Origin of the sequence: Microcoleus sp. C2D2, from assembly GCF_036702495.1 — a bacterium.
Taxonomy (GTDB): domain Bacteria; phylum Cyanobacteriota; class Cyanobacteriia; order Cyanobacteriales; family Microcoleaceae; genus Microcoleus.
The window spans coordinates 17,591-37,294 of sequence record NZ_JAUBTO010000011.1 but is presented as its reverse complement, the minus strand read 5'-3'; the positions used below and the strand labels follow the sequence as shown (position 1 = coordinate 37,294).

Below are 19,704 nucleotides of genomic sequence, written 5' to 3'. Positions count from 1 at the left end.
TATGAAAAAAACAGAAAAGAAACAAAAAGTCCTGGCTGTAATATCAATTCCGGTTGCATTGGAATGATTAAACCGCAGAGAACGCTCTTAACGCAGAGTCAGAGAACAGAGAGATGAATACAGGACGATGCTAACGGATTTGATATAAAGCCTCTACACAAGCGCATTTTGTCGGGCAATCTCCCCTGGTTGCCCCCCATAAGTTAATAGGTTTCAGTTAACCTTTAACTGGTTGTGGAGTTTTGGACTTCAAGTCACGAAATTTGTTCAATTTTTTTCTGAAATTAAGTAGAGCGGGTTATAAGCTGTTGTGCATTTAAATTGTATGTTGAGGGCGGGCTCTCCTGCCCACCCCACAAGAGGAAAAATTTATTTTACCATGCAATTTAAATGCGGATTAGCTTACTCAGTTTTTCTAAGGATCGAAAACCACTGCCTCAAAAAGCTTTACAAGCTTTAAGTCCGAATAAATTTTTAGATAACTATAAGTTTCCAGTTCTTGCCGAGTTCTAGGTAAAAATAAACCCAGACCTGAAAATTTTTGATACCTGCCTCGAATTCTTGGGTTAAGTAATTTACCATTTTGTTGCACTCTCTCTATCAAAAAACTTTTATAATAATTTAAAAATCGATTGCAAGCTGTTACATCTGCACCAGAAACTATCGTGATTTCTAGTATAAAGTTCGCTAAGTCAACGAAGGTTTCTCCACCTGAACGATAAATTACTATAAGAGATTTTTCAGAGTTGGATTTTTGGGGAAATAAAGCTGAATTAATCTGAATTTTAACCGCCTCAGTGTTGGCTTTTAGGATTGAATCTATCACCGGATTAAGTTTCTCTGATAGCTGGTGAAAGTAATGATTTTTAGTTAGTGTCAAACTATGATACATATCCGAAGGTTCAAAATCCATAATCTTTTTAGCTATTTGACCTCCGTCAAGATTTGGATAATAGCTCAGGTGGTTTAGCAATGACTCATAATAGTAATTTGGCGCTGCCAGTATTATTTGAGATGACAGGGTATATTTAGCCATATTTTGAAATGTATAGTGTACTTCAATATTTCCCCGATTACAGTTTTGAAAAAATAGTAGTTCTAATCTACCATTAACAGCTTGATTAAACTTAGATAGAACTTCACTTATTCTTTGAAAATTCATCCATTTAGGTTCTGAGCTTGAGGTCGAACTGTAGTTGGGATTGTTATCGGGACTAATTTTCATTAGACTTTCAGCATGACCTAAAAATACAATGACCCAACGTTTTGCCTGAAATTGTGATAAAGCCCAACTCAAATAGTCATTCAGGACGTTTTCACTGCTACTGTCTGCTGTTTCCAAGTATTGGACATTAATGTTTCCTTTAGTAATAATATTTCTCGATAGTTGCTTTGCATTACTCAGATCTGATTGTACTAATACCAAAACTTTGTCACTCTGCACGCCTTTGCTTAACATCTCAATAATGGGTTGACCAAAGCTTGATAAATTGTTGTCATAAGGCATCCAGTATAAAAGTATATAATCATAGTTATTCCTAGGCTTATTTCCCGCGAGCCAGTTACCGTTTACTAATTTTTTATCCGCATCTATTGCAGTGAAAAATGAAGCACTACTTAAAGCTAAGTATTGAATAGTTTCTCTTCTTTTCACGAGCTTACTCCTTCATTGAACGTGGTTATTTTAATCTAACACTTGTTTGGGTCTTTTTTGTGGTGAATGTGCAGCAATTTAAAAAACAAATTATATAGGGCTGGTGTCTGGCATTTTTCCATCTTCTTACTAGGTAAGCTCGAATATATAGCCTTTCGAGCTCTCATATGAGGTACTCATGGGCATAGGGCATAGGCCTCCGTGGGCATAGGGCATACCTCACTTTTTTGAGAACCGCTATAGTTCACTTAAGGCTATGCAGTCCTGAAAAAAAAATAACAAAAAATCGCTCTTACTCTCTCAATAATTTAGATAATTGCATTCAATAATCTGAGATTAAAGATGTTGCTAACTCTCTTTATTGAACTCATAAAAATACAGGAAAATGCGGCTATAATTTAAGTATTAAGTGAAGTGTATTGCCCCATCAGGGGTAATTCTTCATCTCGAAATAATGCCAGGTTATATGTGAGATTTTAGATGTGAGATTTCAGAAGGGTAAATGACTGGATATGGGTTGGGAGTTTGCCTAAAGTTGCATTATTTTTTGAAAGTGGTATGACAAAGAGGCGAAGGGAATTCGCTGCTACACAAACTTGTATCAGCAGGAGCGGAGTCAAGAAAAAGAACTGATGATTAAATCAAAGTTCTAAAGGAGCAATAGCGTTCAAGAAATTTTCTAGAATAAATCGCAGCAAAGATTGAGTTGCTAATATTAAACCAACTCGGGCTTGGGCGAGTTTTGGCTGTTCTATTTTAACTTCTCCCCAAATTCGGCACTGGCTGTAAAAAATCTGAAATGCTTCGCTCAAACTATTGGCTACTTTGAAATAATTGACAGGTTTTTCGCGGTTTTTTACGTCAAAGATAGGATATAAATTGTCGAGGACTGTTAACAGTTGCGATATTAAACTGCGTTCTGCAGGATGTACTAACCGCAGTCGATCGCCATCATCAATCCAAGGGATAGGATTTGGATCCGCTAGGGACCAAATTTGCGGCGCTGTAGCGACATCGGGCTGCGCGATCGAAATTATGCGATCGCGGTGGGCCATTCGCAGCAGGGAACAGCAGCGCGCATGGCTGTACTGAATCGGAAATAGCCGATCGGCTGACACAACAGGAGATAATATTCGAGATTTTGGAAGTGGGAGGTTCGTTTGAGCTAAACGCTGCAACCAGACGGCTAAACCTGGATCGGTCAACTCTAGCTCAATAATTCCCGCCGGCGCGACTTTAACGGCGAAATCTGGGTAGCACAGCGGTTCGAGAGTTTGGGCAAGCTGTGCCGCGATTGTCTGCGGTGTCTGCTGCCAAGTTTTAGCCAATTTCAGGGCGATCGCAGACACGTACAGCACCCGCGCACTATCTTTACTCCGATTTAACGGAATTTCCCCTAGTGTCCCCTGCTGGGCGATCGCCCTGGGGAACCTTGAAAGCAAGAAACACTTCAGTGTAACTTCCGGGCACTGCGATATATTTGCTGTATCCATAGGCGCTGCTGCTACGGTAACAGCGACGCTGGACTGTTACCGCTTGCACTGTTGTTGTAGGTTAAACTGCTGATGTCCGAGATGGTCGATTTGCTCCCACGGGCGGGGCTACATCGCATTAATCTGCTTTATAGCGATTTTGTTGCTAAATATAAATAAATTTACGACAAATTTTTTGCTGAACTCTACCATTGTGATGTATTTTTTGTTACATTGAATGTTTAGGTAAAACTAAAAAAAGTCAGCACAGTTAAGGAGCGTGCAAGCTCGATCGGGGGTTGGTGGTCTCACTTTGCATCGCACTGCTGGCAGAAGCTGTTTTCTCACTGATTAAATATATCCCAGAGCCTCACCTATGCAATCAACTTCCACACCTCTAGAGACGATCGATCGACCGTTTATCACTTGGCAGCGAATTATCGACTGGGCCCAGGAACACTACCGCTGCCGGACTTTTAGCAAAGATGAGCGGATTCCCGCAAGACCCGGACTGCTGTATTTAGTCCAGAAAGGTTCTGTGCGACTCGTAGGTAGCGCTCAAGTTAGCACTGTGGCGGCGAAGTCGAAATCCGCTGACCAAACTACAGAAGAAGCTTTTTTGGGCTTCGTCGGCGCCGGTCAGCCGTTTGAACTGGTTGCTCAGTCTCCGTTTACTCTCCAAGCTTACGCGCACGCCGATCAAACTCACGTAGTGTGGATGTACTGGCACGACTTAGATAATTGGCCTCACTTCCGCAGGGAAATTTTGGATGCGTTTCGCTACCAACACCAGCGGAAACTTCTGTGGCTGAGCACTTTGGGACAGCGCCGGACGATCGACCGACTGCTGGGATTTCTCACTTTGTTGATCGAAGAGTTCGGCGAACCTTACGGAGGTGAGGCAGAACCGGATGTGGTTCGGGGCTACCGGCTGCCTTGGGCCTTGACTCACGCTCAAATTGGTAGCGCCATCGGCTCGACGCGGGTGACGGTGACGCGGCTGATGGGTAAGTTGCGATCGAAAGGTTTGATTAATACTGAGGATGATAATTTAATCTGTTTGCCGGCTAAGTCTAACCCCCAAAAGACAAAAAACCAAAAGCAGGAGGTAGAACCATTCCTCGAAGATTCTCTGGAAGATTCTCTGGAAGATTCTCTGGAAGATTCCCAGGAAGATTCTCTGGAAGATTCCCTAGATGATTCTCTCGAAGAATCTGCATAACATCCTGCAGGGCATTGCCTACAAACAGGGTGTAGCTATTAGTTTTTGGTCGGATCGCTCGGTTGCTCGACAGTGTACGATGAATTGTGTAAACTTTTCCCGTTATCGAAAGGTGCGACTGACAATGACCGATGACCAGCAAAAATCTCCAACCCCAAACAATCAGAAACGGGTGGTATTCTGCGACTTTGACGGCACGATAACCGTTGAAGAAACTTTTGTGGCAATGCTCAAGCATTTCGCACCGGAACTGTCGTCTCAACTGATGCCTGAAATGTACGCTAGAAGGCTGAGTTTGCGATCGGGAGTGCGGCAGTTACTAGAGTCTATTCCCTCGGAATGTTACGGGGAAATTGTGGAATTTTCTAGGGGAAAGCTGATGCGACCGGGATTGGTGGAATTGCTGGATTTTTTGGACGAGCGAAAGGTGGATTTTGCGATCGTTTCCGGTGGTCTTCGCATCATGGTAGAGACGGTAATGGGCGATTTGGTACACCGGGCGAGCGTTATTTACGCTGTGGATGTGGACGCTAGCGGCCCTCGCTTGCAAGTCACTTCTGAGTTTGAAGGAGATACGGAATTGCTGTCTAAGGTGCGGGTGATGGGCCAGCACCCAGCCGAGGAACAGGTGGCGATCGGAGATTCGCTGACGGATTTTAACATGGCTTTGCAGGCTTCGTCGGTGTTTGCGCGCGATCGGCTTGCCGAGTATCTAGACGAACAGCAAAAGCCTTATACTAAATGGGATAATTTTTTTGACGTGTTGGAAAGTTTGTCCCAGAAATGGAATTGAAACTAAACTAAAAATTGCGCCCAAAAAATCCGACTATACCAAAAATTCGGGGTTAGAGCCTCCCCCTTCTAGGGGGACTTTTATTAATTGATCTATTCCTATGATGGATATGTTATCATAGGAATAACAGGAGAAAAAAAGATGCTAACTCTAGAATTTAAGATTTATGCAAAACCGAACCAATTTCAAGCGATTGATGAAGCGATTAGAATTTGTCAATTCATTCGCAACAAGTCTATTCGCTTGTGGATGGATGGTGGGGCTAAATCTTGGTTCGATCTTTCTAAGTACTGTGCGATTTGGGCTAAAGAGTTTGACTTTGCAAACAAGTTAGGCGCAATGGCTCGGCAAGCAAGTGCAGAAAGAGCGTGGGCTAGTATTTCTCGATTCCATGAAAACGTCAAAAATGGGATTAAAGGGAAAAAAGTTGGTTTCCCACAGTTCCAAAAAGACTGCCGTTCTGTGGAGTACAAGACCAATTCTTGGAAACTCTCAGCAGATAGAAAGTCAATCACCTTTACCGATAAATGCGGGATTGGCAGATTAAAGTTAAAAGGCACTCGTGACCTAAATTTCTATCAGCCAGAGCAGATTAAACGGGTGAGACTGGTTAAAAGAGCAGATGGATATTACACTCAATTTTGCATTCAAGTAGACAGAATTGAGTTAGCCCCATCAACAGGGAAAACTATCGGATTAGATGTAGGGCTAAAGGAGTTTTACACCGATTCAAATGGCGCAATGATTCCTAATCCTAGATTTCTGCGTAAGGGTGCAGTGCAGTTAAAACGTGCTCAACGCTTAGTAAGTCGGAAAACAAAAGGGAGTTCAAATCGCCGCAAAGCTAGAGTGATTTTAGGTAAGCGACACCTCAAAATAAGTAGGCAACGTAAAGACCATGCTATCAAGTTAGCAAGGTGCGTAATCACATCAAACGATGTAGTAGTTTATGAAGATTTGAGGGTGTCCAACATGGTTAAAAATCATTGTTTGGCAAATTCAATTAGCGATGCTTCTTGGTATCAGTTCAGAATGTTCTTAGAATATTTTGGAAAAGTGTTTGGTCGGATTACCATTGCAGTAAACCCTGCTTGTACTAGCCAAGAATGTAGTAAATGCGGTGAAATCGTTAAGAAGTCTCTATCCACTCGTACTCATATTTGTAAATGTGGATGCGAAATCGATAGAGATCATAATGCTGCAATTAACATCCTGAATCGCGGGATAGGTACGACAGGTCATGTCGGAACTTCGATCCTAGAGATCGTAAACGCTTAGGGAGACTAGACCTCTGGATTAGGTGCGGCAACGTTCTTAATTTAAGTCCAGTCTTTGAACTAAGAATCCTCACGCCTTTAGGCCCAGGAGTGTCAAGCTATATGTATTGGTAAGATCTGCACTGGTACATTTAGAGCCGCAGTAAGGTTTGCATGGCTCACCCTACGTTGTTTAAATAGGCCAGCGCAATTCCTATTAACCTAAAAGGTAGATCAAAAGCTGAGGATTTGTAAACAATGAGTGGCGATTTGAGATCGGATTTAATTGCAGCAGCCAAACATTTTTACGATCGCGGTTGGATGGTTGGGACTGCTGGCAATCTTTCAGCCCGCTTACCAGATGGCAGTTTTTGGATTACTGCTAGCGGCCGCGCGAAAGGGCAGTTAACTGAACAAGATTTTATCAGAATCAGCTCAGATGGCGCCGCGATCGAGCAACCTGTTGCCGACAGCCGCCCTTCGGCCGAAACCAGCATTCATTTAGCCGTTTACAATTGTTTTCCAGACGCTAAAGCTTGCTATCACGTTCACTCGATCGAGGCAAATTTAGTTTCTCGGCTAACAGCAGGAGATGCAGTGCCTTTACCCGCGATCGAAATGCTCAAAGGTTTGGGGGTGTGGGAGGAAAACCCGCAGGTGTCGATCCCCCTCTTTACAAATTATTTGGAAGTGCCTAAAATAGCCAAGGAAATTTGCGAATTCTTTGCCGTTTCAGCGCCGTCTGTACCCGCTTTGTTAATTCGCGATCACGGCATCACAGTCTGGGCAGATTCGCCAGCCGCCGCATACAATTACGTAGAAATTGTAGAATACATTTTTCGCTATACGATCGCAGCCCGCCAATTAAATTTAGATTTGAGGTGGGAGAGTTGAGATTGAGCGGTGCAGGAACTCTGAGGCTTGCAAATGTGAGATTATAAAACAAGCAAACATTCAGAAGAGGCAACAGTTATGGCTAAATATACCAGAATTTTATCCCTAGATGGAGGCGGAATTAGAGGGATTATCGCCGCGCAAGTTCTAGTTAGCATTGAGTCAATGCTGCAACAAAAAAGCGGCAACCCAGATGCGAGAATAGCTGACTATTTTGATTTAATCGCGGGCACAAGTGCGGGAGGAATTTTAACTTGCATCTATTTGTGTCCCGATGCCCAAAATCCCAGCAGGCCTCGGTGGTCAGCCCAAGAGGCTGTTAATTTTTTGATTAAGAGCGGCCGCGACATTTTTAAGAGTTCGTTGTGGCAAAAACTCAGCTCTATAGACGGTTTGATAGATGAGAAATATCCCAGCGAGCGCTTAGAAAAATTCTTTTTGGAGAAGTTTAAAGATTGCCAACTCAGTGAACTGCTGAAACCGTGTTTAATTTCCAGTTACGACATCGAAAGGAGAAAAGCTCACTTTTTCGATCAAATAGATGCTCAAAAATATCCAGCAGAAGACTATTTTATTAAAGATATCGCCAGAGCCACATCGGCAGCTCCCACCTATTTTGAAGTTGCTAAAATCTACTCTTTGACAAACGAGTCCTACGCCTTAATTGACGGGGGAGTATTCGCCAACAACCCGGCACTTTGTGCCTATGCAGAAGTTAGAAATAAATTCAGAATTCCTGACGATGGCAAGTACAGAGGTCCGAGAGCAAAAGATATGGTAATTTTATCCCTGGGGACAGGAGAAGCTCAGAAAAAATTTCCCTACGAAGAAGCGAAAGATTGGGGTCAAGTTGAGTGGGTTGAGCCTTTGATTCATATCATGATGACGGGAGTTGCTGAAACTGTAAATTATCAAATAATCCAAATTTATGATGCGATTGAAAGACCAAATCAATATTTGAGGGTTACTCCCGATTTGATCCACGAAACACCGCTGCCGATTGATGATGCCTCGGAAGAGAAGATATCGGAACTGCTGAGAATTGGCAATGAGCAAGCCTCCAAGTATGAGGAACAGTTGGATAAGTTTATCGACTTGTTACTTGCCGAGTAGTCCTAGGATTTTAGATTTTAGATTTTAGATTTTAGATTGGGAAATGAGTAATGATTACCACAGAATCAATCAGTGCCAATCTAAAATCTAAAAATGTATAGCCCACCAACCGCAGGGCAGACCGAGTGAAAATATATGTTGACAAATCGTGCAATAATTGCTGTAGGATTGCCGAAAATCTCTATGTGGCAGTGCTTCGCCCTGTTTGCAATTAATCGCGAGCCCTCAGTCATTGGTTAAAAAATACCAAGAAAAGCACGATCGACCTTTAGATGAAACCTTTAATAACAGGTGGTTTCAGCGGTTTTTAGTGACCCTGTTCCTCGGCGGCCAAGTGCTGTTGCGCATACTGCAAGGCAAAATTGACCGCCGCAAAATCATGGAACATTTAGTAACAGTAGGTCTGGATTCTTTGGGATCCGTGCTGCTAATAGCCTTGTTTGGCGGCATGATTTTTACCTTTCAATCGGCGCGAGAATTGGTTCGCTTTGGGGCGGTTGGGGCGGTGGGAGGTCCTTTTGCTGTGGCATTTTGCGGCGAATTAGCACCACTTTTAACGGCGGGCGTGGTGGCGGGACAAGTAGGTTCGGCCTTTGCGGCGGAGATAGGAGAAATGCAGGTGACGGAACAAATAGACGCCCTGTATATGTTGAGAACAAATCCGGTTGATTATTTAGTAGTGCCGAGGGTGATAGCTTGTTGCATCATGCTGCCGATTTTAACAATTTTTTCGGTAGCGGTGGGGATTTTGGGCGGGCTGTTTGTGGCGGTTAATTTTTATGAGTTGGAACCGTCGGTATTTTTGGAATCCGTGCGGACTTTTTTGGGGCCTTGGGATTTAGTAACTGTGGTGATTAAGAGTTTTATTTTTGGGTTGATAATTGCCCTTGTCGGTTGCGGTTGGGGCTTGACGACGGCGGGTGGAGGGAAAGGAGTAGGTCAAGCTGCAACGGCGGCGGTTGTGACTTCGTGGGTGTTTATTTTTGTGGCGGATTTGTTTATATCGCTGTTGATGTTTCACGAGTTGGGGACTATGAGAAGTTGATAATCTTGGCGATTATAGCAGGAGTCAGGAGTCAGGAGTCAGGAGTCAAGATGCTCAAATATTAAAGGTGTGAAAAATCATCAACGCCCGGCGCGGCCAAGGCGATTGCTATAAAATCAACATGAAGATTGTTTAAACCGCAACGGATCGCAAATAAACGCTGATAAAATTGCATCAGCGTTCATCCCTGTTCATCCGCTGATATCTGCGGTTTAAAACTCTCAACTTTAGATGTTAGATTGGAGAAAGGAGGGCGATACACTCGAATTGCCTGGATTGGAACTTTCCCATCTGTTTCAGGGACGATTTCGAGGGTGTGTTTGGAGTTGCTCAAATTCTGAGCCAATGTTGTAGGGTATTCGCGACTTGAATCTGCAATCAGGGGCGCAACGTATGAATCAACAAACATCGGCCGCACCTGCCAGGAAATCTCAAATCCTTTTGGGGTCGGCTTTTTCGAGTATTCATAAGAATTTTTCAGCCACCAGTTTTTCGGTTCAATCACGACGCGGCCCGAGTTTGAGACAAACATTTTGTCGTTGGTACCGCTGCCGTCGTAACCTGTTTTAGAACCTACAACGTCAAATTTAAACTTGCTGGCGTCGCTGTTAATCTCAGTAATCACGGCTTTCCAATCTTCGACGATTAGCGGTTTTTGACTGGATATTTGGAGGATTGCCGGCCAAGGGACGCCAAGACTAACGCTAGGTCTGGTGATGCTGTAAAGTTCAGGAAATTCTGAGGGTTTTTTGCCGTCGATCGCAATTCTAGCAGAAATTCCCTTGCCGTTGAAGGTTTTATCGGCGATCGCATCTATTCTATTTCCTTCAAATTCTAAAACCAACTTGCCACCTTGCCACTTAACATCGCGGCCAACTGTATAGGTTTTTACTAAATCCTGCGGCGGTTGAGGAGAATTTGGCTTGTATCGCAGGTGCGGTTTTATCAGAGCAGCTAGGAGAAAATTTCCCCAATCGTTGAGGTGAATGCTGTCGCTCAATAGCTGTTGTGGCTGCAAGCGATTGTCTTTCAAATACCTGCGCCAAGGTTCGCGAATTTCCGCGATTTCGCAGCCGTATTTATCGGCCAACTCAGGCAGCCATTTAGTAGAATGAGTGTTGTGCCATTCGTATCTTTTGACTTGTTCTGGATCGTCGCTGTTGCCTGTCGGCAGCCAGTCGATGTGGTCTGAATGCAAGAGTATTTCGCTAGTAGTGCGGCGGCGGACATTGGCAATTATGGCTTCGTAATCTTCACCGCCTCCGTAGACGTGAAAAATTAGCAAGTCTGGATAAAAAGGATACAAATCGTGTTCGCTGGGACGGATTAAAATCGGGGCTGCAAATCCTCCTATCGCCCGATTTTCCCAAATCAAATCTGCATTGGGAAATCGCTGTTTCAAACCCTTCACTACATCTTGCGACCACTCTTGCAGAGTGATGGATTGACCGTAAAATAGGATACGCACTTGGCGGCGTTCTGTTGGAGTGCTAGCCGCAAGTAGCCCCATCGTCCTTTGAATCCTATCTCCAAAAGTAGCATTATTTTCAATAGGAGCGGGCGGGGGAAAAGGGGTATCGGCCGCTATTTTTTTGATGAGCGGAACTAACAGGAATATCAGACACAAAAAAAGCAGCCAGAAGTAGCGATAAATCTTTGATTTTTGGCTATTTCCTTGCTTTTTTGCCATTGTTTTATTTTTCCATTCTGTAAAACTTCCCCATAACTACCAAGAGTAGCTTTCGGCTGCGCCATGCGCGCCTCACGAGTAGCTGTACGGTACAGGACAATGCGACCTCACGAGTAGCTTTCGGGGACAGGGCTGGCGCACCTCACGAGTAGCTGTAGTTTAGCCTGTATCGAAATATATTACCAGATTGAGCGCGACAAAAACTGATATAATGCCAGCTAATTAATTGCACTCCGATCGATCGCACGTCAAATGGATTACAAAACAGCCCGCAGTTTTCTGATCGACCAAGGAACCGCCCTGGAAACCAAGAAAAATCCCGACGCCTTCCTGATGCGTCTCAAACAAGGTCAGCCTCCCGTACCCGGACAGGTGACATCAATTTTATTAGCGTTAAAAATATTGTTTGAAGGGCTGCAAGAATCTCCAATGCTCGATCGACAATTAATCTCGGCACTGCATTTACTGTCAGTAGAAGGTTTGCAGCAATTTGAAGCAGGACTCCGCAAAGGAGTTTCTTGGCCGCCGCTGCTCAAGGAAGACTTAAATCGAATTGCGATCGCAGTCAAGAATATCTTTTCCGGTGTCTGGCAATAATTAGCTCGGCAACCACCCCTCCCGATACCCACCGCCAGCAGACTCAACTTTTTATAATACAAATTTTTGTAAAAAATTCTGTAAATATTGCTACATTTACCCTCTAATTGTGGCATCTTAATATAAGAATCGATTCTAACCAGCAATTGGAGAAACTACTCATGAACGCAGAAGAAAAAGCGAGACAACTAATTGCACGAGAAAGGCAGCATAGCGAACACTTGCAAGACTCTATGCTCAACCGTTCCTCCCACGAGCTAGAAACACCTAGGGAGGGAATTACTGAAGAAAAAGCCAGAGAATTAATGGCTCAAGAACGGCAGCACAGCGAACACCTGCACGACTCTATGTTAAGCCGTTCCTCCCAAGAGGTAGAGGCATCGATCGCACCCGATGACACTCACAAATAAATTTTGTTAACACAGGACTTACGGACAAAAGACCAAGAAACCGGGTTTTTATACCCCAACAAAGCGCTGTAAAAATGTTTTTCTATAAACAACCAGGTTTCTGGGTTCCGTTCGATCGCAGTACAGCAAAACTCTAGTCAAATCGAGGAGGATGGTAGGTGCAATCAACACAGCCCCTGCTTGGTTGGCAGCCACTATCACAAACCTCAACGCGCCGTATATAGCAATAGAAAAGCCAAGTTTTACCGCTCGCGAAAGCTTTCGAGGGATGCCAAAAGAGCTGGCAGTCCCACCAGCGCGGCAGACACCAAAGCCTCATCTTTGTAAACTCGCGATCGGACAATGCGGATACTTTTGGACACAGAGGTGATAGAGTCTCCCTGTTGGGAATTTTCGGTTTCAACCCGCCCTAAATTTTTTGTTTCTCCCGTCAGGCCAAACATAGTAGTATCCTCAATTAATCCCTAGATATGCGCCCGTAAAATTTTTTAGGGCTGGGTGAATATTTCTATTATTACTCTGAGCGGTAACAGAGATGAAACCATGAAATAATTATTCACGATAGACAGGGATCAACTTAAACTGCATAACAACTCTTATTAATTTGTTACACGGCAGGTTGATTTAAGCCGATCGCCCGCGACGACACAGACACCAGCAACCAAAAAGGCGATCGCCCCTACAATCGCCGTTGTCACAGCAGGAACCACCTTTGGTGCCACAAACACCACAGAGTAAAAAGTCATCCCCAGGGAAAAACCACCAAAATAAAACCCTACGCCCAATCCTCTCCGGGCCGGAGGTACCAGAGACAAAGCAAAAGGAACCACAGCGGTGATAATCAAACTGTTGGTAAAAATCACAGCCAAAACAGTTGCCGCCACCATTGCAAAGCCCTGACTAAAAACCATTACCAACAGCAAAACCGCTGTTGCTACCAATCCACCCAACAGCGTCCGCTGGTTTCCCCAGCGCACCGCAATTACCCCAGCCAGCAAAGAAGCAAAAGCCAAAGCCAAGCTAAATCCAGCCATTAACAACTTACTATCAACCGCCGCGATTTGAGTTTGGAAAACATGGGGCAAAATCCGTTCCCCCATCGCCCGACTTCCCCAAGCAACAGCCATTCCAGTCACCGCAACTAACCCCAGCGCTGTGATAGAAACTCTCTCGGAAATTGCAGTATCCGGTGGCAATTCCGACAGCGCAGCATCAGGATTAACCGATCGCAAAAAAGCCACCGCACCCAACAATACAAACGAACCAATAGCAAAAGCAAAAGCGGGCCCCAAATTCAGAATAAAATCTCCCGCAACAGGCCTTGCCGCCCCAGCCACTCCCCCTACAAACACCAACAAACTCATGGCTTGGGGCAACTGCGTTTGACTTGCATATTGGCCCAACAGCGACACTGCGGGCGATCGAAACATCGCCATTGCGATCGACCAAGCTACTATTACCACAGGCAACATCCAGCGCAGGGGCGAAACTGGATTGCCGAAAATAAAAATAGCCGGAATCGCAATAAATAGCACAGACGACAGAATAGTGCCGGCAACAATTAGCGGAAAACGAGTTCCCATCCAGTGACGCTGCTTGTCAGAAAGCCAGCCAGCAAAAGGTTCGATCGTAATTGCCAAAGAATCCTCTAAAATTGTGATACCCCTGTCGAATCCTGCAAAACCAAATCCAGCTAAAAGTTGAGGTAAATACAATCGGTAAAGCATCCAAGTCACGGTGATTGCTGCCTGCAAAGCCGCCACGCCACTTACTTGTCGCCACAGAATTAAAGACTGAGATTGAGATTTTTTCATGTTTTTGACAATATTTTATGCTTTGTGCTTCAATCACTTTATCCAATACTTCGGACAGTTTTTGATTGCCAACCGTAAAATAAGGGTTTCAAGGCTCCAAGGCGATCGAGCTACCAAGGGAAAATCGAGGGTTTCAGAGTAGGAACTAAACACAGCCCGGACTATTGTTTATCTACACTTTAAAAAAATCTCAGCTATAGCGGTTCTCAATAAAATGAGGTACACACCGCTCGCAACTGATGCCCGCGGAGGCCTATGCCCTATGCCCACGGAGGCCGCGAGAGCACCTCATGTTACGCTCGAAAGGCTATATATTGTTAAGCTGTGTTGCATCTAGATTGCCTATGGTATTAGAGAGGGAGAGGGGGTGAAGGGGAGAGGGGGAGAGGATTTGACGATTTTTGATCGGGACTCGAAATATACAATTTAAATGCACAACAGCTTACTATTTTTAATAAGTTACCCCTACCCGGCCCATGTTTGACTGCAAACTGCCAATTTTAAAATTCACTCTCCTAACTCTTGCAGCACCAACAGTTCTAGCTCAAATCAGGCCGACTGTCCAAAGCTTGCCCGACGGAGACTACCGCTACCGAGACTCAACAGGCATCAATCGACCTTTTCGAGAAATCCAATTTCGTAAAAAAGATAGATACATCACCGGCAGCGATTTCGACAAACGCACGGGAAAAAGTTACTGCTTCCGGGGAATCCCCCAGCACAACAACATTATTAACATCACGGTAGCGATCGAAATTTCCCCGAAAACAGCACAGCAAACCCAGTGGAAATTAGCACCGGGAAACCCGATTAATTTCGACAAGCTTTATCCGCTGCAAGCTGGGCCGGGATTAGAATTGTACAAATGTTTGACAGCATTTTTACCAAAATTGAAGTAGCCATCAGCCAACAGCCAACAGCCAACAGTCAACAGTCATCAGTTAACCGTCAACAGTCAACCATCAACAGCCAACAGTTAACTTCCTAAGAACCAGCATTTGCCAATTCTTCCCGTAGCATTTCCCGGTAGACTTTCGGCAAACTAGAACTCATAGAATTGTTCTCAATTCCATATCCCAAACTCGTCCAAGTTCCCGAAAGCATCCGCAATACCTCAGTTAATCTTTCCTGCCGCAACATCTGAGGAATATCAGCTTTCCAAAACTTGCGATCGCTCAACCAAGCATAAACCACAGCATCCTGATCCTCAGGTTCAAAACTGTAATCTTCCCAGAATAAAAAATTAGCAGGACGGGCCTGATAGCGCTTAGCCTTCTCCTTCCAAGTGGTAGTCAGAAATTGATACCTGCCCGCGGCCGTAGTACACTTGCCCCGATTCGGACCCTTAACAATTTTCACGCACCAGTCAGGGTGGCGGCTCAAATCTAATATATATTTGCCACCGTAAACAACGTGATAAGGCCGAGAAACATTCGACTCGCTAGCAGAAATAGTACGCATTAGGGCTCGAATGTAAGGATCGCCGGTTTTCATAGCCAGCGGCGGGATTTTTCTCACCCCGCTTACCGACTGCAACAACTGCTGATTTGCAGGCAAACGGGCAACCAAAAAAACACTGCCGCCAATCACAGCGCCGATTAAAAGTAGAAATCCGAGGATTTGAATTTCCGATTGCCTCAGCAAACCCCTTTTTCGACGGTTTAATTTCTCAGATTCTAGCCAAGTCATTTCCATTTCGGCAATTTCGGCTAATTTTCGAGCCGCCCGCATCCGGCGCACCCGAAAATCGTATTGATATAGCGGCGCGGCTAACAGCGTTAAACTCGATAAAACCCCTGCCAATTTGATGAGCCAGAAATCGAATTCACCGGCTACTGCAACATTTGTCAGAGTAGATATTCCTGTTAGTAACTCAGCCGGATCGATCGATCGCGCGGGCCAATAAAAAATAGCAATTTGCACCAGCAGCGACAGATTAAATGCAAAAAAAAGCACTACTAAAGCATTCAAGCCTTCTCGCAAGTGCGATCGAATACCAGTGTGCCGGCCCTTGAACTTGCGCGCAACCCCAAAGCGGCCCAGCAGCATAATTAGTAAGGGATTTAAGATTTTGACGGCTAAAAAGTGACAAATAAAAAACAAAGGCAACTGAATCAGCCAAGCCGCCAGCAGTAGAGTCAGAAAGCCGATATCGTCGCTGACAAAAGGAATGCCCCTGCGAAGGACAAAACTAAAACTCTGAGCGAGAGCAAATGCCCTTAACCACGAAATCGGATAGGGGAACCAAGCTGGCCACTTGAGAGTTTTCATGCTGAGAGAGGGAAATTTCAACGGCGAACAGTAAAGCTATTAAGATTTTGCCAGATTTGGCGATCGGAAAATTGGTGTAAGGTGCGTCAGCCCCAATCTTTGACCCACATCAAAGTGTTTTTTGTCTGACGCACCGAACCCAAGCGAGCCTAATTCAATCAAATCACAGCAGCAAACAACTCCTCAAAACTCTTTTGCGGAGCCTCCGACTTAGCCACAATTTCCACAACCTTGTTGCGAGAATTCGGCAGAAACAGCGCTTCCACGCACACTTGGGCTACCTTGGTGCGGGGAATACTGCTCTCAAACAGTGTGTCCGCACCAGTCATGACGATCGCATCTGAATTATCCTCATTTTTGAGACCGCCCGGACGGACAATGGTATAAATCAAGCCACTTTTTTGCAAATACTCCTCGGCTTGCTTTTTCCAAACCAGAATCAGCCAGAACAAATTCAGCGGGTGAAAAAAGTTAGAGACGCACAGAGAAGTCACCAGCACAAAATGCTCAATTCCCTTAGCCTTAGCTGCATCCACCAAATTTTTAGTACCTTCAAAATCCACCTTGTAAGGCGCTGTCGGGTCAAAACCAGGGGCCGCTCCTGTCGCGCACAGCAACACCGTACTGTCGCCGATGGCATCGCCCAGAGAAGTCGCATTTAATACATCCCCAATCACTAACTCTACCTCCGGCGGTAAAATTTGCCTAGCCGTGTCTAGATTTCGCACTAAAGCGCGCACGGGAATGCCTCGCTTGACCAATTCTGCGACAATTCGGCGGCCTGTCTGACCAGTGGCTCCTGCTACAAATGCTTTCATAAGAAAAATGGGTTTGAAACCCCGTCCTTTTAGGACGGCTTTACTTGGGAAATCGTGGGCTTTACTTTCTGTGAATTGTTGTCGCTTGCCCTCTCAATCCTGTAGTATAATGTAGAAACAGAAAACGAAAACTATGAAAGCAAGGTATTATAAAACTTCATTAAGATTCTAAGCATCAATAAACAATGGTAGTATCCTATAGTCAGGAGGCTCAACTGAAAGAATTATTGCGCTCGTTAAAAAATGGAGAGTCTGAATGCAACTAGCAGAGAGGCACATCATTAAATCTACGGAACACCGTTTCGTTGAGATTGATAAATTAGCTTTTCAATCCAAAAATCTCTACAATGCTGCTAATTACGTAATTCGTCAGAGTTTTATCTATGGATGGGGTTACATTAATTACAACGAAATGAACGGTTTGATGAAGTCTCATCAAGCATACAAAGACTTGCCAGCCAAGGTTAGTCAACAAGTATTGATGATATTGGACAAAAATTGGAAATCTTTTTTTGAGGCGGTAAAAGCTTACAAAACGCAGCCCACTAAATTCACTGCTCGCCCAAAACTACCGAAGTACAAAGATAAAATCAAAGGACGGAATATCCTCGTCTATACGATTCAGGCTGTTAGTAGCAAGCAATTGAAAAAAGGAATCATCAAGCTTTCGGGTACGGAAATCTCAATAAAAACTAAGGTAAAACCCGAGCGGGTTTGCCAAGTTAGACTGGTTCCTAAATGCGATTCTTATGTAATCGAGGTAATCTATAATGAACCGGAGTCCACCCTTGATGAAAACCCAAAAAACTTCGTAGCTAGTATTGATTTAGGACTGAATAATTTAGTGGCGTTAACTTCAAATCAGCCAGGTTTTACCCCTCTCCTGATTAACGGGCGACCATTGAAATCAATTAATCAGTTCTACAACAAACGTAAAGCACAGTTACAATCTCAGTTGAAAAGAGGTCGCAAGACCTCATCCCGCATTCAGCGTTTAACTCGTTGGATCAATCAAAAAGTCGATAACTATTTGCACCATACCAGTCGCCAGATCGTTGATCTTCTTGTCGCAAAACAAATTGAGACGCTAGTAATTGGCAAAAATGTACAAGGGAAAAACGAGAGCAACTTAGGGAAGCAAACTAATCAAAACTTTGTCAACGTTCCTCATGCTCGACTAATTGAGATGTTGGAATACAAAGCTCAATTAGTTGGGATTAAGGTGCTACAGCAAGAAGAATCTTATACTTCTCAATCAAGTTTTCTCAATTTAGACCCAATCCCTGTTTATGGAAAGACTGGCAATGATGTCATATTTAGTGGCAAGCGAATCAAGAGAGGATTGTACAAAACATCGGTCGGTCAATTAATCAATTCCGATGTTAACGGTGCTTACAATATTCTGAGAAAAGCAATCCCAAATGCGTTTAGTAATGGGATAGGTCGTGGGCGTAGTTGGGCCAATGCGGGTCAATCCGCTCAAAGTACAAGCGAAAGGGGAGGGACTTAATGCCTCCCATGTCATGCGATAAATGACTATACTTTTACTAGCTATAACAGGAGAGCAGACGATGAAGCAGGATTCCGCTGAATATCAAACTGTTGAAGCTTCTGAGGAAAATTACTACCCAGATGGGAGTTTCCAACAGCCCCAAAATCAAAGCGCGGATGCAGGAGAGGAAGTTGAGCCGATTTGGTTTCACACGCATTTTGAAGACAGCATGGAGATGTACGCGGATGCGGAGACGGTGGCGAACCATTTGAACAACCACAAGAGTTGGTTTTGCCATTGCGCTTCGCCGATGAAGACTGAGCCGATCGGCGAAAACGGCTATGATTTATTAATCGGTCGTTTTGGGGCTTTTGGCTACCGCGTTGAAGCGAGAATTGGTTTAGAGTTGCTGCCGCCTGACGCTGAAGGTTGCTATTGGATTAAAACTATTCCGGTTCCGAATTATACCTCGCCCGGCTATGAAGTGGATTTTCGATCGGCAATGAAGCTAGTAGAGATACCCTCTCAGGAGTTTGCCGCCGATTGGCCGAGTGCGGAACGTGCTAAGCTGCCGCCTGCGATTACCAGTGCTGCGTGGAAGCTGGATTTGGCCGTGGGAGTTTGCTTTCCCAAGTTTATTCGATCGATGTCTCAACCTTTAATAGAAAAAACCGGCGATGCGCTTTTGGAAAAAATTATCAAACAAGTTAACCGCCGCTTGACTTATAAAACTCAGCTTGTTTTTCACGAAAGTTTGGGCATTCCTTTTCCGAAAAATCCTAAGAAACATTAACAAGACTTGCGCTCTAACTCACATTTGTAGGGTGCGAACTGTGCACCTTACCCTATTGTACCAGCTTTATTTCCGCCTTCCCCTGACTGTACCTCTTACAAAAATCGCTTTCAATTCCCTCAATTATCTGCGTTAATCTGTGTTCATCTGCCTTACATCTGCGGTTTTTGTATCAAGCAAAGACTTATGCAAGAGGTCTACTATGCCCCCAGCAAGGCAAACTCGCAAAGCCCTGATTTTTACTAACCGTAACCTAACAATAACACAGCACTTTTTCAAGTAAGTGAAGTACCAAGAAACCGATTTGGGGTAGGGGCGGTGGATGGTGCCTGCCCGCCCTCGCTCAACTTTGTGAAATCTGCTGTATTTG

General features: G+C 44.4%; 19 protein-coding genes and 1 pseudogene. 12 read left to right on the top strand and 8 right to left on the bottom strand.

What is annotated here, in order from left to right; all coding sequences use genetic code 11:
* Positions 1–415: 415 nt before the first annotated feature.
* Positions 416–1,654 (bottom strand): clostripain-related cysteine peptidase, encoded by a 1,239-nt coding sequence (locus QUB61_RS06230; RefSeq protein ID WP_333125310.1) that lies wholly within the window; start codon positions 1,652–1,654, stop codon positions 416–418.
* A gap of 641 nt (positions 1,655–2,295) precedes the next feature.
* The gene (locus tag QUB61_RS06225) at positions 2,296–3,147 is read right to left on the bottom strand and encodes a DALR anticodon-binding domain-containing protein (RefSeq protein WP_333125313.1); all 852 of its coding nucleotides are present in this window, start codon (positions 3,145–3,147) and stop codon (positions 2,296–2,298) included.
* A gap of 355 nt (positions 3,148–3,502) precedes the next feature.
* On the opposite strand from QUB61_RS06225, the gene QUB61_RS06220 reads away from it, so the two are divergent.
* The 6 genes from QUB61_RS06220 to QUB61_RS06195 all read left to right on the top strand — a co-directional run bounded on the left by QUB61_RS06220 (position 3,503) and on the right by QUB61_RS06195 (position 9,449).
* Positions 3,503–4,348 (top strand): Crp/Fnr family transcriptional regulator, encoded by an 846-nt coding sequence (locus tag QUB61_RS06220; protein WP_445300176.1) that lies wholly within the window; start codon positions 3,503–3,505, stop codon positions 4,346–4,348.
* The gene (locus QUB61_RS06215; protein WP_333125316.1) at positions 4,323–5,141 is read left to right on the top strand and encodes an HAD-IB family phosphatase; all 819 of its coding nucleotides are present in this window, start codon (positions 4,323–4,325) and stop codon (positions 5,139–5,141) included. Before QUB61_RS06220 ends, QUB61_RS06215 begins: the two co-directional genes overlap by 26 nt.
* A 141-nt stretch (positions 5,142–5,282) precedes the next feature.
* Positions 5,283–6,419, top strand: a complete 1,137-nt coding sequence (locus QUB61_RS06210; protein ID WP_333125319.1) for a transposase — start codon at positions 5,283–5,285, stop codon at positions 6,417–6,419.
* 236 nt (positions 6,420–6,655) lie between these two features.
* Complete coding sequence (gene mtnB, locus QUB61_RS06205) at positions 6,656–7,291, top strand: methylthioribulose 1-phosphate dehydratase (protein ID WP_333125322.1); 636 nt, start codon at positions 6,656–6,658, stop codon at positions 7,289–7,291.
* Positions 7,292–7,369: 78 nt separating this feature from the next.
* A complete protein-coding gene (locus tag QUB61_RS06200) occupies positions 7,370–8,404 on the top strand; it encodes a patatin-like phospholipase family protein (protein ID WP_333125325.1) in 1,035 nt (344 codons plus the stop codon).
* A 232-nt stretch (positions 8,405–8,636) separates the two neighbouring features.
* Entirely contained in the window at positions 8,637–9,449 is an 813-nt protein-coding gene (locus tag QUB61_RS06195; RefSeq protein ID WP_333125328.1) for an MlaE family lipid ABC transporter permease subunit, read from the top strand.
* A gap of 181 nt (positions 9,450–9,630) precedes the next feature.
* On the opposite strand, the gene QUB61_RS06190 is transcribed toward QUB61_RS06195, so the two are convergent.
* On the bottom strand, positions 9,631–11,139 hold the full coding sequence (locus QUB61_RS06190; protein WP_333125331.1) for an SGNH/GDSL hydrolase family protein: 1,509 nt from the start codon (positions 11,137–11,139) through the stop codon (positions 9,631–9,633).
* A 252-nt stretch (positions 11,140–11,391) separates the two neighbouring features.
* Here QUB61_RS06190 and QUB61_RS06185 point away from each other — a divergent pair, with 252 nt between their 5' ends.
* Complete coding sequence (locus QUB61_RS06185; RefSeq protein WP_172184826.1) at positions 11,392–11,736, top strand: Dethiobiotin synthetase; 345 nt, start codon at positions 11,392–11,394, stop codon at positions 11,734–11,736.
* A gap of 161 nt (positions 11,737–11,897) precedes the next feature.
* The gene (locus QUB61_RS06180) at positions 11,898–12,146 is read left to right on the top strand and encodes a hypothetical protein (protein ID WP_333125333.1); all 249 of its coding nucleotides are present in this window, start codon (positions 11,898–11,900) and stop codon (positions 12,144–12,146) included.
* Positions 12,147–12,194: 48 nt separating this feature from the next.
* Here QUB61_RS06180 and QUB61_RS06175 read toward each other — a convergent pair whose 3' ends face one another.
* The 3 genes from QUB61_RS06175 to QUB61_RS06165 all read right to left on the bottom strand — a co-directional run bounded on the left by QUB61_RS06175 (position 12,195) and on the right by QUB61_RS06165 (position 13,960).
* A complete protein-coding gene (locus QUB61_RS06175) occupies positions 12,195–12,341 on the bottom strand; it encodes a hypothetical protein (protein ID WP_333189875.1) in 147 nt (48 codons plus the stop codon).
* A 47-nt stretch (positions 12,342–12,388) separates the two neighbouring features.
* Positions 12,389–12,589 carry a hypothetical protein gene (locus tag QUB61_RS06170; RefSeq protein WP_333125336.1) on the bottom strand — a complete coding sequence of 67 codons (201 nt, stop codon included), beginning with the start codon at positions 12,587–12,589 and terminating at the stop codon, positions 12,389–12,391.
* Between the two features lie 156 nt (positions 12,590–12,745).
* Positions 12,746–13,960, bottom strand: a complete 1,215-nt coding sequence (locus QUB61_RS06165) for an MFS transporter (protein WP_333125339.1) — start codon at positions 13,958–13,960, stop codon at positions 12,746–12,748.
* Positions 13,961–14,436: 476 nt separating this feature from the next.
* Here QUB61_RS06165 and QUB61_RS06160 point away from each other — a divergent pair, with 476 nt between their 5' ends.
* Together QUB61_RS06160 and QUB61_RS06155 are read left to right on the top strand one after the other, a co-directional pair.
* Complete coding sequence (locus tag QUB61_RS06160) at positions 14,437–14,859, top strand: hypothetical protein (protein ID WP_333125342.1); 423 nt, start codon at positions 14,437–14,439, stop codon at positions 14,857–14,859.
* Positions 14,826–14,948, top strand: coding sequence for a hypothetical protein (locus tag QUB61_RS06155; RefSeq protein WP_333125344.1), 123 nt, complete (start codon positions 14,826–14,828; stop codon positions 14,946–14,948). Before QUB61_RS06160 ends, QUB61_RS06155 begins: the two co-directional genes overlap by 34 nt.
* Here the strand turns inward: QUB61_RS06155 and QUB61_RS06150 are convergent.
* Complete coding sequence (locus QUB61_RS06150) at positions 14,945–16,231, bottom strand: glycoside hydrolase family protein (protein WP_333125346.1); 1,287 nt, start codon at positions 16,229–16,231, stop codon at positions 14,945–14,947. The genes QUB61_RS06155 and QUB61_RS06150 overlap by 4 nt on opposite strands.
* Before the next feature lie 158 nt (positions 16,232–16,389).
* Complete coding sequence (locus tag QUB61_RS06145) at positions 16,390–17,049, bottom strand: NAD(P)H-binding protein (protein WP_333125349.1); 660 nt, start codon at positions 17,047–17,049, stop codon at positions 16,390–16,392.
* A gap of 256 nt (positions 17,050–17,305) precedes the next feature.
* Between QUB61_RS06145 and QUB61_RS06140 the strand changes: the two are divergent.
* Positions 17,306–18,581 (top strand): annotated as a pseudogene (locus QUB61_RS06140) (RNA-guided endonuclease InsQ/TnpB family protein).
* Positions 18,582–18,620: 39 nt separating this feature from the next.
* Complete coding sequence (locus QUB61_RS06135) at positions 18,621–19,334, top strand: DUF1997 domain-containing protein (RefSeq protein ID WP_333125352.1); 714 nt, start codon at positions 18,621–18,623, stop codon at positions 19,332–19,334.
* Positions 19,335–19,704: the final 370 nt, after the last annotated feature.